This window comes from Pseudomonas sp. IT-P4 (assembly GCF_949767755.1).
GTDB classification, from domain to species: Bacteria; Pseudomonadota; Gammaproteobacteria; order Pseudomonadales; family Pseudomonadaceae; genus Aquipseudomonas; species Aquipseudomonas monachiensis.
Genome location: NZ_CATKPX010000018.1, coordinates 47,093 through 69,222 on the forward strand (window position 1 = coordinate 47,093; position 22,130 = coordinate 69,222).

11 protein-coding genes are annotated in these 22,130 nt (G+C 59.0%); 5 read left to right on the forward strand and 6 right to left on the reverse strand.

What is annotated here, in order from left to right:
* Positions 1 to 53 precede the first annotated feature (53 nt).
* Positions 54 to 1,037, forward strand: a complete 984-nt coding sequence (locus ACM6IT_RS04065; protein ID WP_414917566.1) for a GlxA family transcriptional regulator — start codon at positions 54 to 56, stop codon at positions 1,035 to 1,037.
* On the opposite strand, the gene ACM6IT_RS04070 is transcribed toward ACM6IT_RS04065, so the two are convergent.
* The 5 genes from ACM6IT_RS04070 to ACM6IT_RS04090 all read right to left on the reverse strand — a co-directional run bounded on the left by ACM6IT_RS04070 (position 1,006) and on the right by ACM6IT_RS04090 (position 6,256).
* Positions 1,006 to 1,905 carry an alpha/beta fold hydrolase gene (locus ACM6IT_RS04070; RefSeq protein ID WP_056722666.1) on the reverse strand — a complete coding sequence of 300 codons (900 nt, stop codon included), beginning with the start codon at positions 1,903 to 1,905 and terminating at the stop codon, positions 1,006 to 1,008. The genes ACM6IT_RS04065 and ACM6IT_RS04070 overlap by 32 nt on opposite strands.
* Before the next feature lie 28 nt (positions 1,906 to 1,933).
* On the reverse strand, positions 1,934 to 2,566 hold the full coding sequence (locus ACM6IT_RS04075; RefSeq protein WP_056722664.1) for a BRCT domain-containing protein: 633 nt from the start codon (positions 2,564 to 2,566) through the stop codon (positions 1,934 to 1,936).
* 11 nt (positions 2,567 to 2,577) lie between these two features.
* On the reverse strand, positions 2,578 to 2,967 hold the full coding sequence (locus ACM6IT_RS04080) for a hypothetical protein (protein WP_056722662.1): 390 nt from the start codon (positions 2,965 to 2,967) through the stop codon (positions 2,578 to 2,580).
* Between the two features lie 206 nt (positions 2,968 to 3,173).
* A complete protein-coding gene (locus ACM6IT_RS04085; RefSeq protein WP_056722660.1) occupies positions 3,174 to 4,139 on the reverse strand; it encodes an aminoglycoside phosphotransferase family protein in 966 nt (321 codons plus the stop codon).
* A 293-nt stretch (positions 4,140 to 4,432) separates the two neighbouring features.
* Entirely contained in the window at positions 4,433 to 6,256 is a 1,824-nt protein-coding gene (locus ACM6IT_RS04090; RefSeq protein WP_414917567.1) for a glycoside hydrolase family 15 protein, read from the reverse strand.
* A gap of 201 nt (positions 6,257 to 6,457) precedes the next feature.
* Here ACM6IT_RS04090 and ACM6IT_RS04095 point away from each other — a divergent pair, with 201 nt between their 5' ends.
* Together ACM6IT_RS04095 and ACM6IT_RS04100 are read left to right on the forward strand one after the other, a co-directional pair.
* A complete protein-coding gene (locus tag ACM6IT_RS04095) occupies positions 6,458 to 9,916 on the forward strand; it encodes a P-loop NTPase fold protein (RefSeq protein ID WP_414917568.1) in 3,459 nt (1,152 codons plus the stop codon).
* A 249-nt stretch (positions 9,917 to 10,165) separates the two neighbouring features.
* Positions 10,166 to 11,356 (forward strand): hypothetical protein, encoded by a 1,191-nt coding sequence (locus ACM6IT_RS04100; protein ID WP_414917569.1) that lies wholly within the window; start codon positions 10,166 to 10,168, stop codon positions 11,354 to 11,356.
* A 109-nt stretch (positions 11,357 to 11,465) separates the two neighbouring features.
* Here ACM6IT_RS04100 and ACM6IT_RS04105 read toward each other — a convergent pair whose 3' ends face one another.
* Positions 11,466 to 11,852 carry a hypothetical protein gene (locus tag ACM6IT_RS04105; protein ID WP_414917570.1) on the reverse strand — a complete coding sequence of 129 codons (387 nt, stop codon included), beginning with the start codon at positions 11,850 to 11,852 and terminating at the stop codon, positions 11,466 to 11,468.
* Between the two features lie 103 nt (positions 11,853 to 11,955).
* Between ACM6IT_RS04105 and ACM6IT_RS04110 the strand changes: the two genes are divergently transcribed.
* Both ACM6IT_RS04110 and ACM6IT_RS04115 read left to right on the forward strand, forming a co-directional pair.
* Entirely contained in the window at positions 11,956 to 12,690 is a 735-nt protein-coding gene (locus ACM6IT_RS04110) for a thioesterase II family protein (protein WP_414917571.1), read from the forward strand.
* Positions 12,691 to 12,864: 174 nt separating this feature from the next.
* Positions 12,865 to 22,101, forward strand: a complete 9,237-nt coding sequence (locus ACM6IT_RS04115; protein WP_414917572.1) for an amino acid adenylation domain-containing protein — start codon at positions 12,865 to 12,867, stop codon at positions 22,099 to 22,101.
* The last annotated feature ends 29 nt before the right edge of the window (positions 22,102 to 22,130 follow it).

Genomic DNA, 22,130 nt, shown 5'->3' on the forward strand with positions numbered 1-22,130 from the left:
TTTAGGCTCATAGGCTTTGGCGTATACGCCAATATCCCCACGAATTACGCCAAATGTCGAAAACCATCCATGTGCTCGCTTTCGCCAACGTGCAATTGCTCGACGTCACCGGGCCGTTGCAGGTCTTCGCTTCGGCCAACGACATTGCCTGCCAGCAAGGCCTGCCGCCACCCTATGCACCGACAGTAATTGTCAGCGGCGGCGGGGCGGTGATGTCGTCGGCGGGGTTGGCCCTGTTGGCCGAACCATTACCGGAAGAGGGCACCGATACCCTGATCATCGCCGGTGGCTGGGGTGTCTACGCAGCGGCCGAAGATGCGCCGTTGGTCGCCTGGGTGCGCGAACATGCCCATGGCTGCCGGCGGGTTGCCTCGGTGTGCACCGGTGCGTTCCTGCTGGCGGCCAGCGGCTGGCTCGACGGCCGGCGCGTGGTCACCCACTGGACCCGTTGCGAGCAATTGGCGCAGCAGCACCCGCAACTGCACGTCGAGCCCAACCCGATCTTCATTAACGACGGCCCGGTCTGGACCTCGGCCGGGGTGACCGCCGGCATCGACCTGGCGTTGGCCATGGTCGAACAAGATCTGGGGCGCACCATGGCCCTGGAAGTCGCCCGGCAACTGGTGGTGTTTCTCAAGCGTCCGGGTGGCCAGTCGCAATTCAGCGTGACCCTGTCACTGCAACAGGAAGGCAACCGTTTCGACGAACTTCACGCCTGGATCAGCGAAAACCTGACCCACGACCTGGGCATCCCGACCCTGGCGTTGCAGGCCGGCATGAGCGAACGCAGCTTCGTGCGCCACTACCGCGCCGACACCGGCCAGACCCCGGCCCGGGCCATCGAACTGATCCGCGTCGAAACCGCGCGGCGTTTGCTCAGCGATACCGGCGTGCCGATCAAACGGGTGGCGGTGCAATGCGGCTTCGGCAGCGAAGAAACCCTGCGCCGCAGCTTCCTGCGGGCCATGGGCGTGACGCCACAGGCTTATCGGGAGCGGTTTTCGGTTAGTGTTGGAGCAGATCCAGTAGTGCCTTGAGTGTGGCGTCTGGTGCTTCTTCGGGAATGTTGTGGCCAACGCCCGGCAAGATCCGGCGCTCATAGGGGCCGGTGAAATGCCCGATATCTTCGTCGACGTCTTGCGCTGGCCCGACACCGTCATCGGCACCGCACAGGGAAATCGTCGGTACGCTGATGCCCGGTTGTTTGCTCAGGGCCTGCTCCATCCATTCCAGCGTTGGATCGCCAAGGGCATACATATAACGGTGGCGGTAGGAGTGAATCACAACGTCGACGAAATCCGGGTTGTCGAAGGCCGGGGCGCTCAACGGATAGCGTGCAGCGCTGTCGGCCCAGGTGGGTGACCACAGTTTCCAGAGTAATTCGCACAAAGCGCGGCGATTTTCAGTCAGGCCCGCGACGCCACGAGGTGTGTGGAAATAGTACTGATACCAGTAGCGATGCTCGGACTCAGGAGCCAGAGGCAGTGTCGAATGGGGGATGTCCTGAAGGTTATAGCCATCGCCCGTAACCAGGCAGCGCACCCGTTCCGGCCACAGTGCCGCCACAATGCACGCCGCCCGACCGCCCCAATCGTAGCCACAGAGAGACGCCTGTTTAATGGAAAGGGCATCCATCAGCTCAAGCAAATCCTGGGCAAGGGCGGATTGCTGACCGGAACGCAGCGTATCAGCGTTGATGAAGCGTGTTGGGCCGTAACCCCGTAGATACGGAACGATCACGCGGTAACCGGTAGCGGCGAGAGCGGGGGCGATTGCGTCGTAGGCACGTGGCGAATAGGGAAAGCCATGAAGCAGGATGATCGGGTAGCCAGTGGCGGGGCCGTGTTCTTCGTAGGTAATGTCGAGTTGTGTCGTGCGGACGGTCTTTAGTGGATGCTCAATCATCGTACCTCCCTTGGCGCCCAAAGTTGTGTCACCCGAACAGCACCCTTTGCCAGTGTTCTTCACTGATGATCGCGATAGGAACACCGCTCTCTCTCAGTTCAACGGCTTTTTTGATCTTGGTGCCATAAGTGCTATTAAGCCATTGATCGTTTCCGATGCTGCCGACCACCAGATAGTTGATTTTTTTGCTGACCGAACCACCAATCAGACCGCCGCGTTCGACTATCAGCGATTCGCATTCTTTGCGCGGACCGTAAGCCATAACGCCGGTGAACAGGAAAACCCGATCAATCCAGTTCAGTGCGGGTGCAGGGATATCGAGTGGAAGACTGCAAGGTGTTGTGAAGATCTGGTCAGAGCCAACCGGGATACCTGAAAACTGGTGCAGCATGTCCAGTAGCTCAGCCGACTCTTCAGAGTCCAGCACGCCATCACTCAGCATGTTGGAGAGGCGTTTATAGAGGATGTTCACGACCGGATCACCCAGATGACACAAATGAACCTCGATCCAACTCTTGAGAAACTCGGCTTCCTGTTGGTTGATCCTGCCATCGGCAGCGAGTCCAGCCGCGATGCCTACCAGTGCGTCGGCTGAACGTCTATCAATGCGCGCTTCGTGGAAGAATCCACTGTTTTGAAATTCCTGATGCAAATCGACCATTGTCCATGCTCCTAGGATTCAACTTCCGCTATTTGATTGAAATACTTCGCCCGATCCGGCGTGAACGTCACCACCATCCCGGTTCGCGAGCAAGTCAGCGCCCGCTCTTCGCTCAAATCAACATCCAGATCTTCCCCACGCAACCCTTGCCACTGTGCGAGGTATTTAAGGGAGCCATATTTTTCGAGTTTCTTCAGGCTGCGGCTGACGCCGCCTTTCCAGCCCAGTACGGGCAGCTCGCCGGCGAGGCACTGTCGGGCGAGGTCGGGGAATCGGGCGGCGCGCTGGCGGCCGACTTCCCAGCATTTGATCAGGCCCTTGTCACCGGCCTCCCAGAGCTCTTCGCGGTTCAAACCGGTTCGGAGCGGGGAGTCGATGCTGCGTTGGATGCGTTGGGTCATTCTGGTTCCTTGAATTCGGGGTGTATTGGACAGCTCCGCTGTTCCCGTTCAGTAAGGATGTTAGGTGGGGAGGTAACGATACGCAACAAGGTATTTCAAAGTGTAAGAAAGTTACGAAATGGGCAGTGAGAGTGATTTTGCTAACAAGTTTCAAAGGTATGTAAGTGTTTTTGCAAGCAATGAGATATCAGAGATGGTTGCATTTATTATTTTTTCCACAGGGCTTCTAGTAGGTGCTCGCTTTTTAGGTGTGGGGTTAATTTATCTAGTAGATGAAATGTTTGGTGTTGTGCGTATTCAAGTATTTCTTTGTTAATGATTATGTTGTTGTGTAAGAAGATAAGGCTTCTTAGTTGGTTGGTTTTTATTAGTGTTGGTGTGCTGTTGTTGATTAGTTGTTTTATAGACTCACCATATCCATTGATGAATTTTTTCCATGATTTGAGTTTTTCTAACTCCGTGTGTTCGCTCCCCGTGAGCCACCAGATGAACGTAGCGACATCAAATGCCGGGTCAGAGATTCTGGTGTGCTCAAAGTCAATCAGGGTGCACGCATTAGAAGAATAAAGTGCGTTTCCTGGCCAGGCATCTCCGTGGCTAATACAACGCATCATACACTCGGTATGGGATAGGGTAGTTAGATTTATATCGTTGTGTAAGGTTTGTATGATTTCCTTTAATTGAATGGTTTTTTGGGAACGGTTGGGGCTTCCAAGCTTTGATATTAGATGCTTAACGTTACTGGTATCGTGTTTTGGGTTTCTGAATGGGGGTGGTGGAATGTGATGCAATGTGAATAGTGCTTGGCCAAACAGATAGTCGTCTGACAGAGCTCCGGCATTTTTAAGGTACGGGTTGCCAGTGCACTCACGAGTGAGAATGCCATAGTAAAACTGGTTCTCGTATAGGTAGGTTTTTTCTATCTGGGCTTTCGCAAGGATTGGATTGATGCTGTTGGGTTGGTGGGATGATATATAAGATGTGATTTTTCTTTCGAAAGAGATTCTTTGTTTTGAATGGTCTCTTTTATTGAAGATCTTGAAAATCAACGAATCGTTGTCGTTGGTTATTCTGAATATTTTGTTGACTGCGTCGTAAATGAGTTCCATGTGTTTTATGTGTAGATCGTATGCCTCGGAGATTGAACGCATTAGGCTGTCCAGGCTATTCATGTACAGGCTCCTGAAAAAAACGATAGATTACGAGGGCGTTTTGTTTTTGTGTGACTTTAGTCGGCACTATTGGCTAGATATCAAGAAGGCTTGGCGTGTGTAGTGGGAACAAAAAACATATCAGAATGTGACGGCGGTTTTAAAATAGTACCCCCAGAAAAAATCTTTTTACGCCGATCTACTTAGATCTGATATTGCTGACAGTATTCTCGGAACAGTCCTACATCGGCTTATGTGCAGCAAAAATACAAAGTGCTGCCGGCTAACGCGGTTATTGGGGGGACAATCAAATCTCACGGCTGCCAAACAACCTTCTCCCCACTCAACCTCCTATCCAGAAAGCACGCCGCACTGATCAGCGCCAGATGGGTCAATGCCTGCGGTGTGTTGCCCATGTGCCGCCCATGGCTGTCGAATTCTTCGGCATACAGCCCCAGCGGGTTGGCGTACCTGAGCAGTTGTTCGAACTCCAGGTGGGCCTTGTCGAGCTGGCCGGCGCGGGCCAGGCATTCGACGTACCAGAACGAGCACGCGGCGAAGGCGCCTTCGCTGCCGGGCAGGCCGTCGATCTGGCTGTCGTCGTTGCGGTAGCGGTAGACCATGCCGTCGCGCACCAGGCTCTTTTCGATGGCTTCCAGGGTCGCCAGCCAGCGCGGGTCGCGGGCGCTGACGAAACGCACCAGCGGCATCAGCAGCATCGAACCGTCCAGGCCGGTGCCGCCGATGTGCTGGACGAAGTGCCCGCGTTCCTCGCACCAGAAGTTCTCCCAGATGTCGGCGTAGATCGCCTGGCGGGTCTGGTCCCAACGCGCGAAGGGGGCCGGCAGCGAGCGTTTTGAAGCAAGGCGGATGGCGCGGTCCAGGGCGACCCAGCACATCAGCCGTGAATGCAGGAAATGATATTGCGCGCCGCGCATCTCCCAGATGCCGACATCCTTCTGCTCCCAGGTTTCACAGACCTGATCGACCACCTCCACCGTGTGTTTCCAGCCTTCATGGGAGATGGCTTCGCCGTATTTGTTGACCAGGTAAATCGCGTCCATCAGCTCGCCAAAGATATCGAGCTGGACTTGTTCGTAAGCCTGATTGCCGATGCGCACCGGTTGTGCGCCACCATGCCCAGACAGGTGCGCCAGCTCGATCTCCGGCAGCTCCTGGCGACCGTCGATGGCGTACAGGATATTGAGTTTCATCGGCTTGCCCTGGCAGTCGCTGACCCGACCGCGCAACCAGCGCATATAGGCGTTGGCCTCTTCGACGAAGCCCAGGCGCATGAACGCATAGACGGTGAACGAGGCGTCGCGGATCCAGGTGAAGCGATAGTCCCAGTTACGTGTGCCACCCGGGCTTTCCGGCAGGCCGAAGGTGGCGGCGGCGAGAATGGCGCCGTGTTTGCGCGAGGTCAGCAGCTTCATCGCCAGGGCCGAGCGGTTGACCATTTCGCGCCAGCGGCCGCGGTAGTTGGACTGGCCGATCCAGTCGCGCCAGAACTTCAGGGTGCGCTCCAGGCACAGTTGCGCGGCACCTTCCTTGAAGCGCGGATCGTCGAGGGCGCCTAGCAGGAATTGACCAGTCTGGTCTTGTTCGAGGGTGAAATCGGCGATCGCCACGTTGGCGTCGATGCGTAATGCCTGATCCGAAGAGAGCCGCAGAGTCGGTTGGTCGGCAGCTTCAAACACCACATCCTGTTTGTTCTGGCGTGCGCGAGTGTGGGCGCGGGCGTAGTCATGGCGCACGGCGCAGCGCATGTGGAAGGTGGCGCGGCCGCTGACCACACGGATCCGCCGCATCAGCAGCGGCAGGTCATCCTCGGTGTCACCGACCGGTAGCAGGTCGGTGACTTCGACCACGGCGCGATCACTGAGCCAACGGGTCAGCAACACATTGGTGTCGGGCAGGTAGATTTGTTCGCGGCGGGCGTCGGGCAAGTCCGGCGCCAACTGGAAAATTCCGGCTTCGGGGGTGTCCAGCAGCGAGCAGAAGATCGACGGGCTGTCGAACTCCGGCCAGCAGAAAAAATCCACGCTGCCCTTGTCGTTGACCAGCGCCGCGCTGCGCATGTCGCCGATGATGCCGTGGGCGTCGATGGGGCGTTGGCGTTCGGGGGGATCAACCATTGTCGCGAAACTCCGGGAACCGGGGGCCTAAATAGCTGACTGGTTTGGGTGGCCTAGAGTTCACTTGGTGGGCGAGGTGAGTTGTCTGTTCTGGCCTCTTCGCGAGCAATTGTTCCGCGCAGCGAAACTGGTAGAGGTTGGCTAGGGGGAAGGGAGGGTAACCCATCGTTAATAAACCAGTAGGCAGATCCGGTTGGGCAGGTGGCCGTCGAAGTGATGTTAATGTGCTATTTTGCTCCCATCCCTGACCCTCAAAAAGGATTTTCCGTGTCACGTATATCCTTCCAGAATGAGCAACCGTCTGATTTAGACGTGTTTCCTGGCGGTAGCCACGACAAAGTGGCCACTGCTATGTGCGATTACATTGCCGATGAAAAGAACTCCAGGGTTATCGGGCTTGATGGGGAGTTCGGGTCAGGGAAGAGCTCTATCCTCACGATGCTACAGCCGAAACTCGTCAAAGTTGACCAGAAATACAAGGTCTGGTTTTTCGACTGTGAGCAGAATTATCAGGGCTCTATCAAGAGTAATTTTATTGAACTGTTCACTGATGAGCTGATAGATAAAGTCGGCTCTGAGGAGAAAGTTAGAAACTCTTTGCAGGACAGCAGAGATCGCGCGTTAGGTCGACAGTTCACGTATACCAAGAATACAGTTAGTCGTGTCAGCTCCTGGGCATTGATACTCGTCGTGGCCTTGTTTTTCTCGACCAGTTCCTTCAAAGAGTTGTTTTCGATCACTAAAATGAAGGATCCAGTGATATCGTGGATCTTTGTTCATATACTTTCCTTTGTAAGCCCTCTGATTGTTTTGCTTATAGCGCATCGTAAACTAAAGGATACGAAAGTCGGTGATCAGCCGTGGAGTATTTTTCATCTGTTCAAAGGGGGCTCGGATGACACGATTACTGAAAAAATCAAGGTTGCCAAGGAAGTAACGCCTTTAGACCTCAAGCGTACTCTGGAGGATGATCTAAAGCTCATAGGGGATCTGCACTATGTCGTTATCCTGGACAACCTTGATCGTTTGCCCAAGGACAGCTTAAGGGCTGTATGGAGTGACCTTGAGATTTTCACCTGGGTCTCGGCAGATAACAATCTCACCGTAATTGTTCCTTTCTGCTCGAATAAGGTCGCCAAGTATCTTTCGCCTGACCATGAGCGTACCTATGACTCGCGCGACTTCATCGCGAAAAAATTCCCGGTCGTGTTTCGGGCTCCTCCTATCATCGCAGCAGGATGGAAGGATGGTTTCTACCTGCTGTGGCAGAATACATATCCCGACGCGCAGAGGGATATTGCAGAAAAATGCGCGTTGCTGCTTCAGCGTCATAGTCCAATGCGGAGCAAGCTCGTAACACCCAGACTGCAAAAACGCTTCATCAACGATATTGCCACAACCTCACTAACACTGGGTGCAGATATCGATATTGTTTGCATCGGTGCTCATCTGCTGCTCTGTAAGTATGATGAACTCCCTCTTGAGGAGGTGATCCGGACGGAAGGCCTGTCGCAATCCTATAAGGATGTCCATCCAAAATTTGATGACACGGATCTTATTGCTACAAAAAAGCTGCTTGATCGTCATGTTGGTTCTGGTCTCGAAAGAGGGTGGCAGATACAGTTTCTCCAGATTCATTTCTTGACGAACAGAACAATTGCGATGGCCGAGTTGATTGACGAGCCTTTGGCGCTGGCGATCAAGGAAAATAATGGAGAACGCTTCGCAGACCTGGTTTCAACGTTCGGATTCAATGATGCATTCAAACGCTATCTTTCGGGTGAAGTCTTCAACGCCGATCTGCTCCGCGTACTCGCAGGGGCCTCGGAAAAGCTATCTCAAGGAGACTTCGAGGGTGTCATATCTTTGTTGAACGGAGAGGGAAAAACGTTCCAAGGTGATATCCCACAGGAAGACGAGGAGTTTTTCGGGGCGCTCAAGATTTGCCGTCTGGCAGGAATGCGTACCGGCGGAATGGAGTGGCTTAAAAGCGAATTGGCGAAAGCTGTCAGGCTAGATGTGAATGATGCAGTGCAGCCTGATACGCTTGAGACAAAACGAAGCCGATTAAAAGACTACGATAACTTTATTGACGCATTGGGTGATGAGCCCATTACGGTTAACGTGACTAATGCGTCTTACTATATTCACATTTTCTCGGAATGTGAGGGGCTGAAGATTGTAGATGCGGCAAACTTTAAGTTCGCTCAATCTGGAATCAAGAGTATCCATCAACATATCGTAGCGCTGCCGGATTCGACAAAGGTACTGCCCATTACAGAATCGCAGCGGGAAGTTCTGTTAGGTATTCTCAATGCCTCCGTTAAGTTTGGTCAGGATCCCAAATTTCCGATGGCCGAAGATGAGCTGTTGGCGATGTCGCAGTCGTTCAGCACTTACCCCAACCATGAGGCCATTCTCTTCGGGCTGGCTATGAGCGGTAAACTGCCGGAAACCGTCATTACCCAGGTCATCAGCCAACCCTTCGAGGGCAGAACGGCAAGTCAGAATGCTGCGGTGGCTGCATTACTGATGAGCACGAAACGATTCGAAGAGTTGGCCCAAGTGGAAGCTCTTGAATCCGTCGTGGAGAGCGATGTGTTCAAGCTCCTCTTCCGAGGCGTAGCCTACAGTGATGTACTCATTTCCGCGTACCAGGATCCGACTGTTGGAAAAATCGTCTCCAAAGTGCTTGCGTGGGCCATTAGGGATAATGCGGTGTGGAGATTTAACCCAGGCTACGTAGGCCAGAACTTCAGCAGGGTGGCTAACGCTGTATCGCCTTATGGCGTCGAAGTGCAGGAGCTTTTCGACTGGTTGAATGACTGGCAACGTCATTTCAAAGCTGAGTTCGATGTTATTGATGAGCTCGAAAGCGTGTTTGTCGAAAGAGTTGTGAACAGCTCGGAAAGCCAATTCCAAGACTTCAAGAAGGGCGTTCTTGAATTCTATGGCTCCGATGAGCGAAGTGACGAAGAGTGGGAACCCATCCTACTGAGTGAAAGTGATAATCACTGCAGTTTGATTCAATGGGCTTTCCCGCATCAGGGCTTCGCACTTGGTTCTGGGTATCGCAGCTCAGCCATCGATGTTCTGAGAAAAATCGTGGTCGGTGAGCTGGACGATGATGCTACTACGCATGCGGTTCGCAGTATCAACACGTTGCTCGCTTCCTGTGACCAAGCACAAAAAAATCTCTTGGGTACCGAGCTTCGAAATATTGCGTACGTCGAAAATGGAATTGCTGAGCCAGCTGTTTGGCTTCTGAAAAACTTTGGGCATCTGATCGTCGATATTCAGCCTGCCAATACTGCTGAAGTCGGCAAATTGATGGGCATTCTGGAATACCTGAATGAGCACTCAGGTGAGACTGGCGACGTGCTTGAGTATCTTGAAGACCGTGCGAGGCAGATCGCAAGTTTCAATTATTCTGAACAGCTTCGTGAGGCGATGGCGGTTGCCGTAGCGAAGCTTAAGAAGTCAGCACCAAAGCTCTATCAAGCCTTTGCCAAGAAATCGATCTTCAAGAGAATCTTCAAAGATATTCTCAACTCTGAGAAAAAAGCCGAGCAGGCTAAAACTGAGCTGCTACAGGCTGAGCAAAAGAAAGCCCGGGAAACTAAGGTTGAGCAGGAGACCGAAGAGTCTGCTTCACCGTAAATTCTCGCCGAGGTCGACCACTGCTGACGCCGCAAAAACCTAGCAGCGAAGATCACTGGGCCCGCTCTGGACCTGGTGATAAGTCTGTTGGTGGTCATCCAACAGTCAGCCACCCCCTGCGAAGCGAAAGCCGGGAGTAGCACGCGCTTTGCAATGTGCATACTGGGCCTCTCCCGTGACCTCGGTCTCTGAACGCGCACTTCCACGGAGAATGGAGCCCACCCTGACACGAAGACATGGAGCAACACATTGTCAGCTGAACACCAACCAACAGAACCCGAAAACCAAAACGACCAAAGCGACCAAAGCGACTCAATCGAGAAGCCTAAAAAGGCCTTCGTGCTCACCGACGAGATGTGCCGGCAGATGGCGGAATCGGAAAAAGAGTACCGTAGTTACAAACGTCGGGAGAAGCGGTTTGAGTTCAGCTGGATTTCCTGGTTTTGCGATGAATTCCCGAATGAAGAGGTCTACAGGCCTGCCCTGGTTGAACGACGCAACACGCGCCAGGAAATGGCGTATCACCGGTTTCGACAAATGACGAGCTGGTCGTTTTGGTCGCGGATGAAGTCTGGCGCCGGTATCAAGCTCGCCGCGGTGGGGGGCTTGGTTGCCGCATTCCTTCAGGCAGCTCCCCCGTTGAAAGGCGCGGAGGCGGCGGTCGGGCCTTTGAGCTGGTTGCTGGTCGGCGGGGGCTTTTACTTGCTAGCGGTGATTTGGTTCGAGTGGAAATGTCCGGTTCTGCTAAAGCGCACGCTTGCTGGGAAGGATGAGTACCTTGGCATTGAAGGTCGGCGCTGGCTGCTCGCGCTCGTTGAGGATGAGCTGCGACGCTGGTGGAGCGTTAAACCCTATGACCTGGATGTGGGCAGAATTAAGCCAGAGTCCAATAAACACCAGCTTGCGGTTGCAATCACTCAGCATGGTGACATTCCAGCCTACGGTGGCTTTGGTGAATTCGCATCCGCACGGATTGAGCATGCACTGGATGAGTACGCCAGGCTGACATCAACAGCGATCTGGCGAGAGGAATTCAAGCCGAACGAGTATCAAAAATTCATGCCGGGACATCGAATTTGCCCACTTAATACGCCTCTGCGTAACCTCCACTTGAGCGTCATGAATGAGAGCGAGGTGGAAATGACTAAGGTGGGCAAGGAGGGCGACTTGGTGGTGCGCTGGTTCGACAACTCGCTGGATTTTCACTCGCGGCTACCAACCCCTCGAAACCTGATGGTGTCGGCGTATGCAGAAGGTCTCATCTACCTGTTTCGCACCGATGCTTCTGCGTTAACGTTCACTCGTATTGTGGCGCAGTGGCAAAACACGATGCGCCCCTTGTGCCGGCTCACTCTCATCAGCCTGTTCCTAGCGAGTGGCGGCTGCTTCGCCTGGTTTGTCTTCCAGCAGCTGAAAATACTGGTACCCATACTTACCTGAGTAGCTGATCGGCGAATCCGCAGGGCGGGCTGCAGAGACGAACGCCCACCCCCAGATCAATCGGCAGGCAGTGAGCTTGCTGCACCACACTCTCACGCAAGAACCTAATTCAGGCTTGAGGCATCGTTGGGGGCGACGGTTTGGCTGGCCCGGCCTGATCTGCTTTGGCCTGCCCGCTGCGCGTTTTATCAATGCCCCAAACCGCCTTCGCGACCTCCTCAACTTTCGCCACGAACTTGTCGACATTGAAGCCGGCTATGAAGGCCAGTGCGAAAAATCCAATTTCGCTTGCTCCGGCGTTCGCGGTCGACTCCAGTACCAACAAGCCTGCTTTCAAGAAGAGGTAGCTCACCGCACCGGCGATTGTGCTGGTGATGGGGCGGATGAAATACCAGATGTGCGAGTCCGGATCCCAGCGCTTGTAAACGCACTTGTTGAGGTAGATCGCGCGGAAGCAGTACTGGGCTCCGCCAACGTAGGCGATCGCGCCACACATCAAAGGTGATGGAAGCGGCTCGCTCCCACAAGGGATCGCTATCCAGCTAATTCCGGCTACGCCCCATCCGTTCTCTTGGCAGACAACTGTTGAGGAAAGCCCGGTGACCCCGCTGACATTGCTGTGCCTGCCCTATTCGGGCGCGAGTGCCATGGTCTATAGCCGTTGGCGGCGCAAACTGCCGCAGTGGCTCACGCTGCAACCGGTGGAACTGCCGGGGCGTGGCGCGCGGTACGGCGAGCCCTTGCACACCGACATGCGCCGCCTGGCGCTGCAATTGGCCCAGGAACAAAAAACCACGCTCAAGGCGCCATACGCATTGTTCGGCCACAGCATGGGCGCGTTGCTGGCCTGCGAGATGGCCCATGCGTTTCGCTCGCTGGGCTGCCCGGAGCCGGTAGCGCTGTTCGCCTCGGGCACCGCCGCACCGACCCTGCGCGCCGACTACGACCGGGGCTTCGCCCAGCCCAAGACCGACGCCGAACTGATCGAGCAACTGCGCACCCTCAACGGCACCAGCGAAGAGATCCTGGCCAACGAAGAGTTGATGAGCCTGACCCTGCCGGTGCTGCGTGCGGACTTCTTGCTCTGTGGGCATTTCGCGCCAATTCAACGCCCCTTGCTCAAGTGCCCGGTGCATGTTCTCGGTGGCAAGAGCGATCGCGCCAGCGCCGAACAGTTGATCGGCTGGAGCCAGGAAACCCGTGGCAGTTTTTCGGTGGACATGCTGGCTGGCGGGCACTTCTTCATCCATGAGCAGGAAGCCAAGGTCCTGCGGGTGATCAAGGATCAGCTTGAGGTGCATCATCGGCGGCTTTCCATGGCTGCCGTGGGTTAACACCACTCCCAAGTTTCACCCGATCCCACATTTTGAACTGCAACAACCACGGTTTTTCGTGTTTTACCCTCCCTCCTGATACTTGCCCCCATCCGCTAATTTTTCCCGCCTGCATTCGTTCTATAGGCACGACGCGCCCTTGCGCCTGCTGCCTACTGATGCGGATGCCGATAGATGAATGCTCAAGACTCCTTGAAACTTGCTCGCCGGTTTATCGGGTTGCCCCTGGAAAAGCGCCAGTTGTTCCTTGCGGCCTTGCACAGGGAGGGCGTGGATTTCGCCCGTTTTCCGATTCCGGCCGGCATCGAGGCCGAGGATCGCCAGGCGCTGTCGTACGCCCAGCAACGCATGTGGTTTCTCTGGCAACTGGACCCTCACAGCGGCGCCTACAACCTGCCAGGCGCGGTGCGGTTGACCGGTCGCCTGAACCTGCCGGCGCTGGAGCAGGCGTTCGCCAGCCTGGTGGCGCGGCATGAAACCCTGCGCACGGTGTTCGCCCGTCAGGCCGATGACAGCTTGCTGCAAGTGCCGGCCGCTACGCCGCTGCGAATCGAGCACGTGGATTTCAGCGCATTGCCTGCCGAGGAGCGCGAACCTGCCGTGGCTGAAACCGCCGAGCAGCAATCGGTGCTGCCGTTCGATCTGTCGACCGGTCCGCTGCTGCGGGTGACCTTGCTCAAGCTCGCCGAACAACAGCACGTGCTGTTGCTGACCCTGCACCACATCGTCTCTGACGGCTGGTCGATGAACGTGCTGATCGACGAATTCATCCGCTGCTACGACGCCTTCGATGCGGGCGCGCAACTGCAGCTGGCAGCGTTGCCGATCCAGTACAGCGACTACGCCCTATGGCAGCGCCGCTGGCTGGAGGCGGGCGAGCAGGCGCGGCAACTGGCGTATTGGCAGGCGCAGTTGGGTGACGAACACCCGGTGCTGGAGTTGCCCCTGGACCATTCGCGCCCGGCGATGCCGAGCTATCGCGGCACCCGCTACGAATTCGCGGTCGAGGCACAACTGGCGGAGCGCCTGCGTAGCACCGCACAGAAGCACAACATCACCCTGTTCATGCTGTTGCTCGGCGCCTTCAACGCTTTGCTCCATCGCTACACCGGGCAAACCGACATCCGCGTCGGCGTGCCCATCGCCAACCGCAACCGCGCGGAAATCGAAGGCCTGATCGGCTTCTTCGTCAACACCCAGGTGCTGCGCACGCAACTGGACGGCCAGACCCGGGTCGATGACCTGCTGCGCGCCATCAAGGAAACCGCCCTCGGCGCCCAGGCCCATCAAGACCTGCCATTCGAGCGCCTGGTCGAGGCGCTGAAACTGGAACGCAGCCTCAGCCACACGCCGCTGTTCCAGGTGATGTACAACCACCAGCCGCACGTGGCCGACATGGCCTCGGTCAGCACCGCGTCCGGTCTGGAGCTGGGCAGCATTGACTGGCAAAGCCGCACCACCCAGTTCGACCTGACCCTGGACACCTGGGAGAAGGGCGGCAAGCTGCACGCCGCGCTGACCTACGCCAGCGACCTGTTCGAGGCCGATACCGTTGCGCGCATGGCCGGGCACTGGACGCGCCTGTTGCAGGCGATTGTCGACGACTCGACGCAAAGAGTCGGCGAGTTGCCGATGCTGACCGCGGATGAGCAGCAAGTGCTGGTGCAGGACTGGAACCGCACCGCCGAGACCTATCCGGTCGAGCAGTGCCTGCACCAGTTCATTCAGGCCCAGGCCCGACGCACCCCCGACGCGCCGGCGCTGGTGTTTGGCGAGCGTCAGCTCAGCTACGGGCAACTCGACGCTCGCAGCAATCAACTGGCGCACTGCTTGCGCGAGCAGGGCGTCGGCCCGGATGTGCTGGTGGGGATCTGCGTCGAGCGCTCGCTGGAAATGGTCATCGGCCTGCTGGCGATTCACAAGGCCGGTGGTGCCTACGTACCGCTGGACCCGGAGTACCCGGCCGAACGCCTGGCCTACATGATCGAAGACAGTGCGATTGGCTTGCTGCTCAGCCAAAGCACCTTGATCGGCGCACTGCCCACCGAGGGCGTCAAGGTCATCGCCCTGGATCAGGAGCACAACTGGCTCGACGGTTACAGCGAAACCTGTCCGCAGGTCGACGTGCATCCGTTGAGCCTGGCCTACGTGATCTACACCTCCGGTTCCACCGGCAAGCCCAAAGGCGCCGGCAACAGTCACGGGGCTCTGGTCAACCGCTTGTGCTGGATGCAACAGGCTTACGGGCTGGATGGCAGCGACTCGGTGTTGCAGAAAACCCCGTTCAGTTTCGACGTGTCGGTGTGGGAGTTCTTCTGGCCGCTGATGACCGGTGCGCGGCTGGTGGTGGCGCCGCCGGGGGCACATCGCGAACCGGCGCAGTTGATCCGCCTGATCGAAGACCAGGGCATCAGTACACTGCACTTTGTGCCGTCAATGCTTCAGGCGTTCATCCACGAACCGGGCGTCGAGGCTTGCACCGGCCTCAAGCGCATCGTCTGCAGCGGTGAGGCCTTGCCGCTGGATGCGCAATTGCAGGTGTTCAAAAAGCTGCCGGGCGCCGGGTTGTACAACCTGTACGGCCCGACCGAGGCGGCCATCGACGTCACCCACTGGACCTGCATCGACGAAGGCGCCGACAGCGTGCCCATCGGCCGGCCCATCGCCAACCTGCGCACCCATGTGCTGGATGCGCAATTGCTCCCGGTTCCGGCCGGCGTGGCGGGGGAGTTGTACCTCGGCGGCGCCGGGCTGGCGCGCAGTTATCACCGGCGTCCGGCGCTCAGCGCCGAGCGTTTCGTGCCGTGCCCCTTCGATGACGGCGCGCGCTTGTACCGCACCGGCGACCGCGTGCGCCAGCGCGCCGACGGTGTGATCGAATACCTCGGACGCCTCGACCATCAAGTCAAATTGCGCGGCCTGCGCATCGAGCTGGGGGAAATCGAGACTCGCCTGATGCAGCATGCGCTGGTGCGCGAGGCCGTGGTGCTGGTGCAGGGCGGCAAGCAGCTGGTGGCGTATCTGGTGCTGGAAAATACCGACACCGACCCGCAGTGGCCGCAAACCCTCAAGGCCTGGCTGCTCGGCAGCCTGCCGGAATACATGGTGCCCACCTACCTGATGCCGCTGCATGCCTTGCCGGTGACCGCCAACGGCAAGCTCGACCGCAAGGCCTTGCCGCCACCCGACGCCGTGCCGCAACAGGCATTCGTTGCGCCGCTGGATGCGATGCAGATCGCGCTGGCGCAGATCTGGCAGGACGTATTGGGCGCAGAACCCGTGGGCCTCGAAGACAACTTCTTCGAACTTGGCGGCGACTCGATCATTTCCATCCAGGTGGTCAGCCGCGCCCGCCAGGCTGGCATTCGCCTCAGCCCGCGGGACCTGTTCCAGTACCAGACCGTGCGCAGCCTGGCATTGGTCGCGACGTTCGACAGCCGCAGCAACATCGATCAAGGCCCGGTCAGTGGCGAAGTGATCCTGACCCCGGCGCAGCATTACTTCTTCGAACAGGCCATCGCCCAGCGCCGGCACTGGAATCAGTCGCTGCTGCTGACGCCCCGGGAAGCGCTGAATCCGCAAGTGTTGGAACAGGCGTTGGTTACCGTCATCAACCACCACGACGCCTTGCGCCTGCGCTTCGTGGAAGGTGCCGAAGGCTGGCAGCAGCGCCATGCAGCGCCAGTCGAGTCAGCTGGATTGTGGCAGCGTCGGGCGTCTTCGGCCGAAGCCATGACCGCCCTGTGCGATGAAGCGCAACGCAGCCTTGATCTGGCCGACGGGCCGCTGCTGCGTGCCTTGCTGGTCAGTCTCGACGACGGCAGCCAGCGCCTGCTGCTGGTGGTTCATCACCTGGTCGTGGACGGGGTGTCGTGGCGGGTGTTGCTCGAAGACCTGCAACAGGCTTACCGGCAAGTGGCGCTGCCCGAGAAAACCAGCGCCTACCAAACCTGGGCCGCGCACCTGCAACAGCACGCCCAAACACTCAGTGAGCAGTTGCCGTACTGGCAGGCGCAAATGGCCGATGCCCGGGACCTGCCGTGTGACAACCCCCGGGGCAGCATGCAGCAGCGCCACGGACACAAGATCGAATCGAAACTTGACGCCGAGTTAACCCAACGTCTGCTGCAACAAGCCCCGGCGGCCTATCGCACCCAGGTCAATGATCTGTTGCTCACGGCGCTGGCGCGGGTCATCCGTCGCTGGAGCGGGCAGGGCTCGACGCTGATCCAGCTGGAAGGCCACGGCCGCGAAGACCTGTCCGCCGACCTCGACCTGAGCCGCACCGTCGGCTGGTTCACCAGCCTGTTTCCAGTGCGCCTGCAACCCGAGGCCGAAGTAGAAAGTTCGATCAAGTCGATCAAGGAGCAACTGCGCGCCATTCCCGGCAAAGGCCTGGGCTACGGCTTGCTGCGCTACCTCGGCGAACCGGTGCAGCGTCAGGCCCTGCAAGACTTGCCGGCGCCACGGATCACCTTCAACTACCTGGGGCAGTTCGACCGTCAGTTCGACAACGCCGCGCTGTTCGTCCCGGCCCCGGAAAGCGGCGGCCAGGCCCAGGGCGACGATGCGCCGCTGGCCAACTGGCTGACCGTGGAAGGCCAGGTGTATGGCGGGCAGCTCTCGCTGCAATGGGGCTTCAGCCGTGACCTGTTTGCCGATTCCACCGTGCAACGACTGGCCGATGCCTACACCGAAGAACTCAAGACGCTGATCGAGCATTGCTGCGCGACAACGGCAGGCCAGGTCACGCCATCGGACTTCCCGCTGGCGCGCATCACCCAGGCACAACTCGATGCCTTGCCTGTTGCGGCGCCGGTCATCGAGGACGTTTACCCGCTGACGCCAATGCAGCAGGGCATGCTGTTCCACACCCTGTACGAACCCCAGGCCGAGGCCTACATCAATCAATTGCGCCTGGACATCCAGGGGTTGGAACTGGCCGCGTTTGGCCGGGCCTGGCAGGCGGCGATCAATCGCCACGACATCCTGCGCAGCAGCTTCCACTGGTTGGGGCTCGAGTACGCCCATCAGGTGATTCATCGCCAGATCGACCTGCAACTGCAAGTGGTCGAAGCGGCCGACATCGACCTCGATGCACTGGCCGCCGAGGAGCGCAGTCGTGGCTTCGAACTCGGCGCCGCGCCGTTGTTCCGCCTGCTGCTGGTACGTCGGGGCAGTGAAGACTGGCACCTGATATACACCAGCCATCACATCCTCATGGACGGCTGGAGCAACGCCCAGTTGCTTGGCGAAGTGATCCAGCACTATGCCGGCCAGACGTTGGCCAGGCCGTTGGGGCAATACCGCGACTACCTGCGCTGGATTCAACAGCAGCCGCTGCTGGCCGCCGAACAGTTCTGGAAACAGGCGCTGGCGCCGCTGGAAACACCGACGCTGCTGGCGCAAGCCTTGCCGGCGCCCGCCGAAGGGCGCGGCATGGACGAACATCAATTGACCCTTGAAAGCGCCACGCTACAGCACCTGAGCGATTTCGCCCGCCAGCAGAAAATCACCCTCAACACCTTGCTGCAAGGTGCCTGGGGCCTGCTGTTGCAGCGCTACACCGGCCAGTCCTGTGTGGCCTTCGGCGCGACGATTGCCGGACGCTCCGCGCCGTTGCCGGGCATCGAGCAGCAGTTGGGGCTGTTCATCAACACCCTGCCGATCATCGCCGCGCCCCAGGCCGGGCAGTCGGTGGCCCAGTGGCTCAACGACCTGCAAGCCCTGAACCTGAGCCTGCGCGAGTTCGAACACGTGCCGCTGTACGATATTCAGGGCTGGGCCGGGCAACAGGGGGCGCTGTTCGACAGCCTGCTGGTGTTCGAGAACTTCCCGGTGGCCGCAGCCCTCAAGCAAGGAGCGCCGGCGGGCCTGGCCTTCGGCGCGCTGCACAATCACGAAATCACCAGCTACCCACTGACCCTCGGCATCGAAGTCGGCGCCACGTTGCGACTGGATTTCAGTTTCGACCGCTCCCGGTTCAGTGCTGCGCAGATCCGCCAGTTGGGCGCCAGCCTGCTGCATGTGCTGGCGCAATTTGTTGCCCAGCCACAACAGGCGCTCGGTGCCGTCAGCCTGCTGGATGCTCAGGTCCAAGCCCGGGTAATACGCGGCTCGCGTCCACCGGTGCCACAACTGGACAGTCCGTTGCTGGCCCATCAGCGCTTCGAGCAACAAGCGGCCCGCACCCCCGATGCGCTGGCGGTGATGCTCGGTGACGAACGCCTGACCTACGCCCAACTCAATGCCCAGGCCAACCAGCTCGCCCATCGCCTGCGCGCCCAGGGTGTGGCGCCGGGGCAGCGGGTGGGGCTGTCGGTGCGGCGCAATGCGCAGATGATCGTCAGCCTGATGGCGATCCTCAAGTCCGGCGCCGGTTATGTGCCGCTGGACCCGGATTACCCGGCCGAGCGCCTGGCCTACATGATCGAAGACAGCGGCATGGACCTGCTGCTGGCGCAACCGGGTCTGCTGGCCGATGTAGCACTGCCGCAAGGGTTGCCGCGCCTGGCGCTGGAGCCGGGCGCAGCCGCCGGGTATTGCACCGACAACCCGGTCAACCTCGCCAGCGCCGAAGACCTCGCCTATCTGATCTACACCTCCGGCTCCACCGGACGGCCGAAAGGCGTGTGCCTGGCCCATGCCGCCCTGCGCGAGTTTTGCGTGATCGCGGCGGACTATTCACAACTCACCGCGCAAGACCGCGTGCTGCAATTCGCCACGTTCAGCTTCGACGGCTTTGTCGAGCAGTGCTACCCGCCATTGTGCGTGGGCGCGGCGCTGGTGATGCGCGGCGATGAGTTGTGGGACACCGACACCCTCTACCGCCAGATCATCGAACAGGGCGTGACTCTGGCGGATTTGCCGGCGGCGTACTGGTTCCTGCTGGCTCAGGAGTGGGCCCCGCAACCGCTGCGGGACAAGGGGCGCTTGCGCCAGGTCCACGTCGGCGGCGAAGCCATGTCGCTGGAAGGCCTGAAGCTGTGGCACGCCGCCGGTTTGGGCGATGTGCGCCTGCTCAACACCTACGGGCCGACCGAAGCCACGGTGGTGTCCAGCACCCATGAGTGCACGCTGGTCGATACCCGCAATCTGATTGGCGTGCCCATCGGCAAAGCACTGCCGGGTCGCGCACTGTATGTGCTGGACAGCGAAGGGCATCTGCTGCCGACCGGTTGCGTCGGCGAATTGTGCATCGGCGGCGACGCCGGCCTCGCCCAGCACTATCACCAGCGACCGGGCTTGAGCGCCGAACGTTTCATTGCCGATCCGTTTTCCACCACGCCGGGCGCGCGGCTGTATCGAAGCGGCGATCTGGCGCGCTATCGCGAGGATGGTGCGCTGGAGTACCTGGGGCGCATCGACCATCAGGTGAAAATCCGTGGTTTCCGGGTCGAACTGGGTGAGCTGGAAGCGCATCTGCAAGGCCTGCCGATGATCAGCGAAGCCGCGGTGCTGGTGCATGAAGGCGTCGGCGGCAAGCAATTGATCGGCTACGTGGTGCCGGCCGATGCCGGGCTGCTGGCGGCGGATGCACGTCAGCTCACCGACACCGTACGCCGCGCCTTGGGCGAGCGCCTGCCGGACTACATGCTGCCGGCGCAACTGGTGTTGCTGGCTGCATTGCCGCTCAACCGCAACGGCAAGCTAGACCGCGCAGCCTTGCCGGCGCCTGAAGTCTGGGAAGTGGCAACGGGTACTGCACCCCAAGGCGAACTGGAAATCGAACTGGCGCAGATCTGGCAACAGGTGTTGCAGGTCAGTCGCGTCGACCGCGAAAACAGCTTCTTCGAATTGGGTGGGCACTCGTTGCTGGCGACGCAAATCGTCTCGCAGATCCGCCAGCGCCTGGGCCTGTCGGTGAGCCTGCGCAGCCTGTTCGAACATCCGCGCCTCGAGGATTTCGCTGCTCAGGTGCAGGCGCTGCAACACAGCTGTGAACGCCCGGCGCTGGTGGCGGACACCAGCGGCGAACGCCAGCCGTTGTCCTTTGCCCAGCAGCGCCTGTGGTTCCTGTGGAACCTGGAGCCGGACAGTTCGATGTACAACATGCCCGGTGCCTTGCGCCTGCGGGGCGAGTTGAACCTTGACGCCCTGCGCCAGACCTTCGAAACCCTGGTGCAGCGTCACGCCGTATTGCGCACCACGTTCTATGAAGAAGACGGCCAGACCTGGCAACGGGTGCATGCGCAACTGCCGTTGAGTTTTGTCGACAGCGACCTGCGGCATCGGCCGGCGCCGGACGTCGAAGCGCAGCAACTGGCCCGCGAGGAAGTCTCCCGGCCATTCGACCTGCGCCACGGTCCGTTGCTGCGGGTGCGGGTGCTGCGGGTCGCGGATGACGAGCATGTGCTGTTGCTGACGGTGCATCACATCGTCGCCGATGACTGGTCGTTCCGCGTGCTGATCAATGAATTCGTCACGCTCTATCCAACCCTCAACCGTGGCAAGACCCCGCAACTGCCAGCGCACAGCGTGCAGTACGCCGACTTCGCCAAATGGCAGCGCCAGTGGCTGGAGCAGGGCGGCGAGTTGCAGCGCCAACTCGACTACTGGCAGCAGCGCCTTGCCGAGCCCCAGGCGGTGCTGGAGTTGCCTGCCGATGGCGACCGGCGCACGACACAAGAAGGTGCCAGCGCCCATTTCACCTTCAGCGGCGAACTCAGCCAGCAGTTGCGCGACTTTGCCCAACAGCGCGATCTGTCGCTGTTCATGCTGCTGCTGGCCGGTTTCACCCTGGTCCTGCGCCAGCGTACCGAGGTCGGTCGGGTGCGCATCGGCACCGATATCGCCAACCGAAATCAAGCCGAGCTTGAAGAAATGGTTGGCTTCTTCGTTAACCAATTAGTACTGCAAGTGGAGGTCGATGCCGAGCAGTCGGCGGCGCAGTTGCTGGAGGCCTGTCGTCGGGCGGTGCTGGAGGCTTCGGACCATCAGGACTTGCCGTTCGAGCGCCTGGTGGAAGCCATGCGCCTGCCGCGCCGGGCCGGCCGTTCGCCGCTGTTCGACATCAAGCTGATCTACCAGGAAGGCGTTGCTCGCCTGCCGTCGATGGAAGGCCTGCAGATCGAGGACTTCCCGTCCGGGCGCCAGGCCGCCGAGATCGGCATGGTCGCCGCGTTCTACAACGATGCCGAACACATTCACCTGAGTTTCGAAACGCCGGTGGGCCAGTACCTGCCGAGCACGCTGGAGTCCTTGTTCGAGCAGATCCGGGCGGTACTCGAAGCGCTGATACGCGCTGACGGAGTGCAGGTCGGTGAGTTGCTGGACCTGGCGACCGACGTGCAACGCCGTGCCGATGCGCGCTTGAACGAGCAACGCAAGGCCTTGCTCGGCGGCGCCATGGCGATCAAGCGTCGCTCGGCGAACCGTGGCGCAGCGGCAGCGAAAACAGCGGCGGACTGATTCAGTCGGCGGCGCCCTTGAGCGCCGCC

Bases quoted from the DNA above. Each gene is read 5' to 3' on its own strand.
- ACM6IT_RS04065 (WP_414917566.1), top strand. From the start codon at position 54: ATGTCGAAAACCATCCATGTGCTCGCTTTCGCCAACGTGCAATTGCTC.
- ACM6IT_RS04070 (WP_056722666.1), bottom strand. From the start codon at position 1,905: ATGATTGAGCATCCACTAAAGACCGTCCGCACGACACAACTCGACATT.
- ACM6IT_RS04075 (WP_056722664.1), bottom strand. From the start codon at position 2,566: ATGGTCGATTTGCATCAGGAATTTCAAAACAGTGGATTCTTCCACGAA.
- ACM6IT_RS04080 (WP_056722662.1), bottom strand. From the start codon at position 2,967: ATGACCCAACGCATCCAACGCAGCATCGACTCCCCGCTCCGAACCGGT.
- ACM6IT_RS04085 (WP_056722660.1), bottom strand. From the start codon at position 4,139: ATGAATAGCCTGGACAGCCTAATGCGTTCAATCTCCGAGGCATACGAT.
- ACM6IT_RS04090 (WP_414917567.1), bottom strand. From the start codon at position 6,256: ATGGTTGATCCCCCCGAACGCCAACGCCCCATCGACGCCCACGGCATC.
- ACM6IT_RS04105 (WP_414917570.1), bottom strand. From the start codon at position 11,852: ATGTGTGGCGCGATCGCCTACGTTGGCGGAGCCCAGTACTGCTTCCGC.
- ACM6IT_RS04115 (WP_414917572.1), top strand. From the start codon at position 12,865: ATGAATGCTCAAGACTCCTTGAAACTTGCTCGCCGGTTTATCGGGTTG.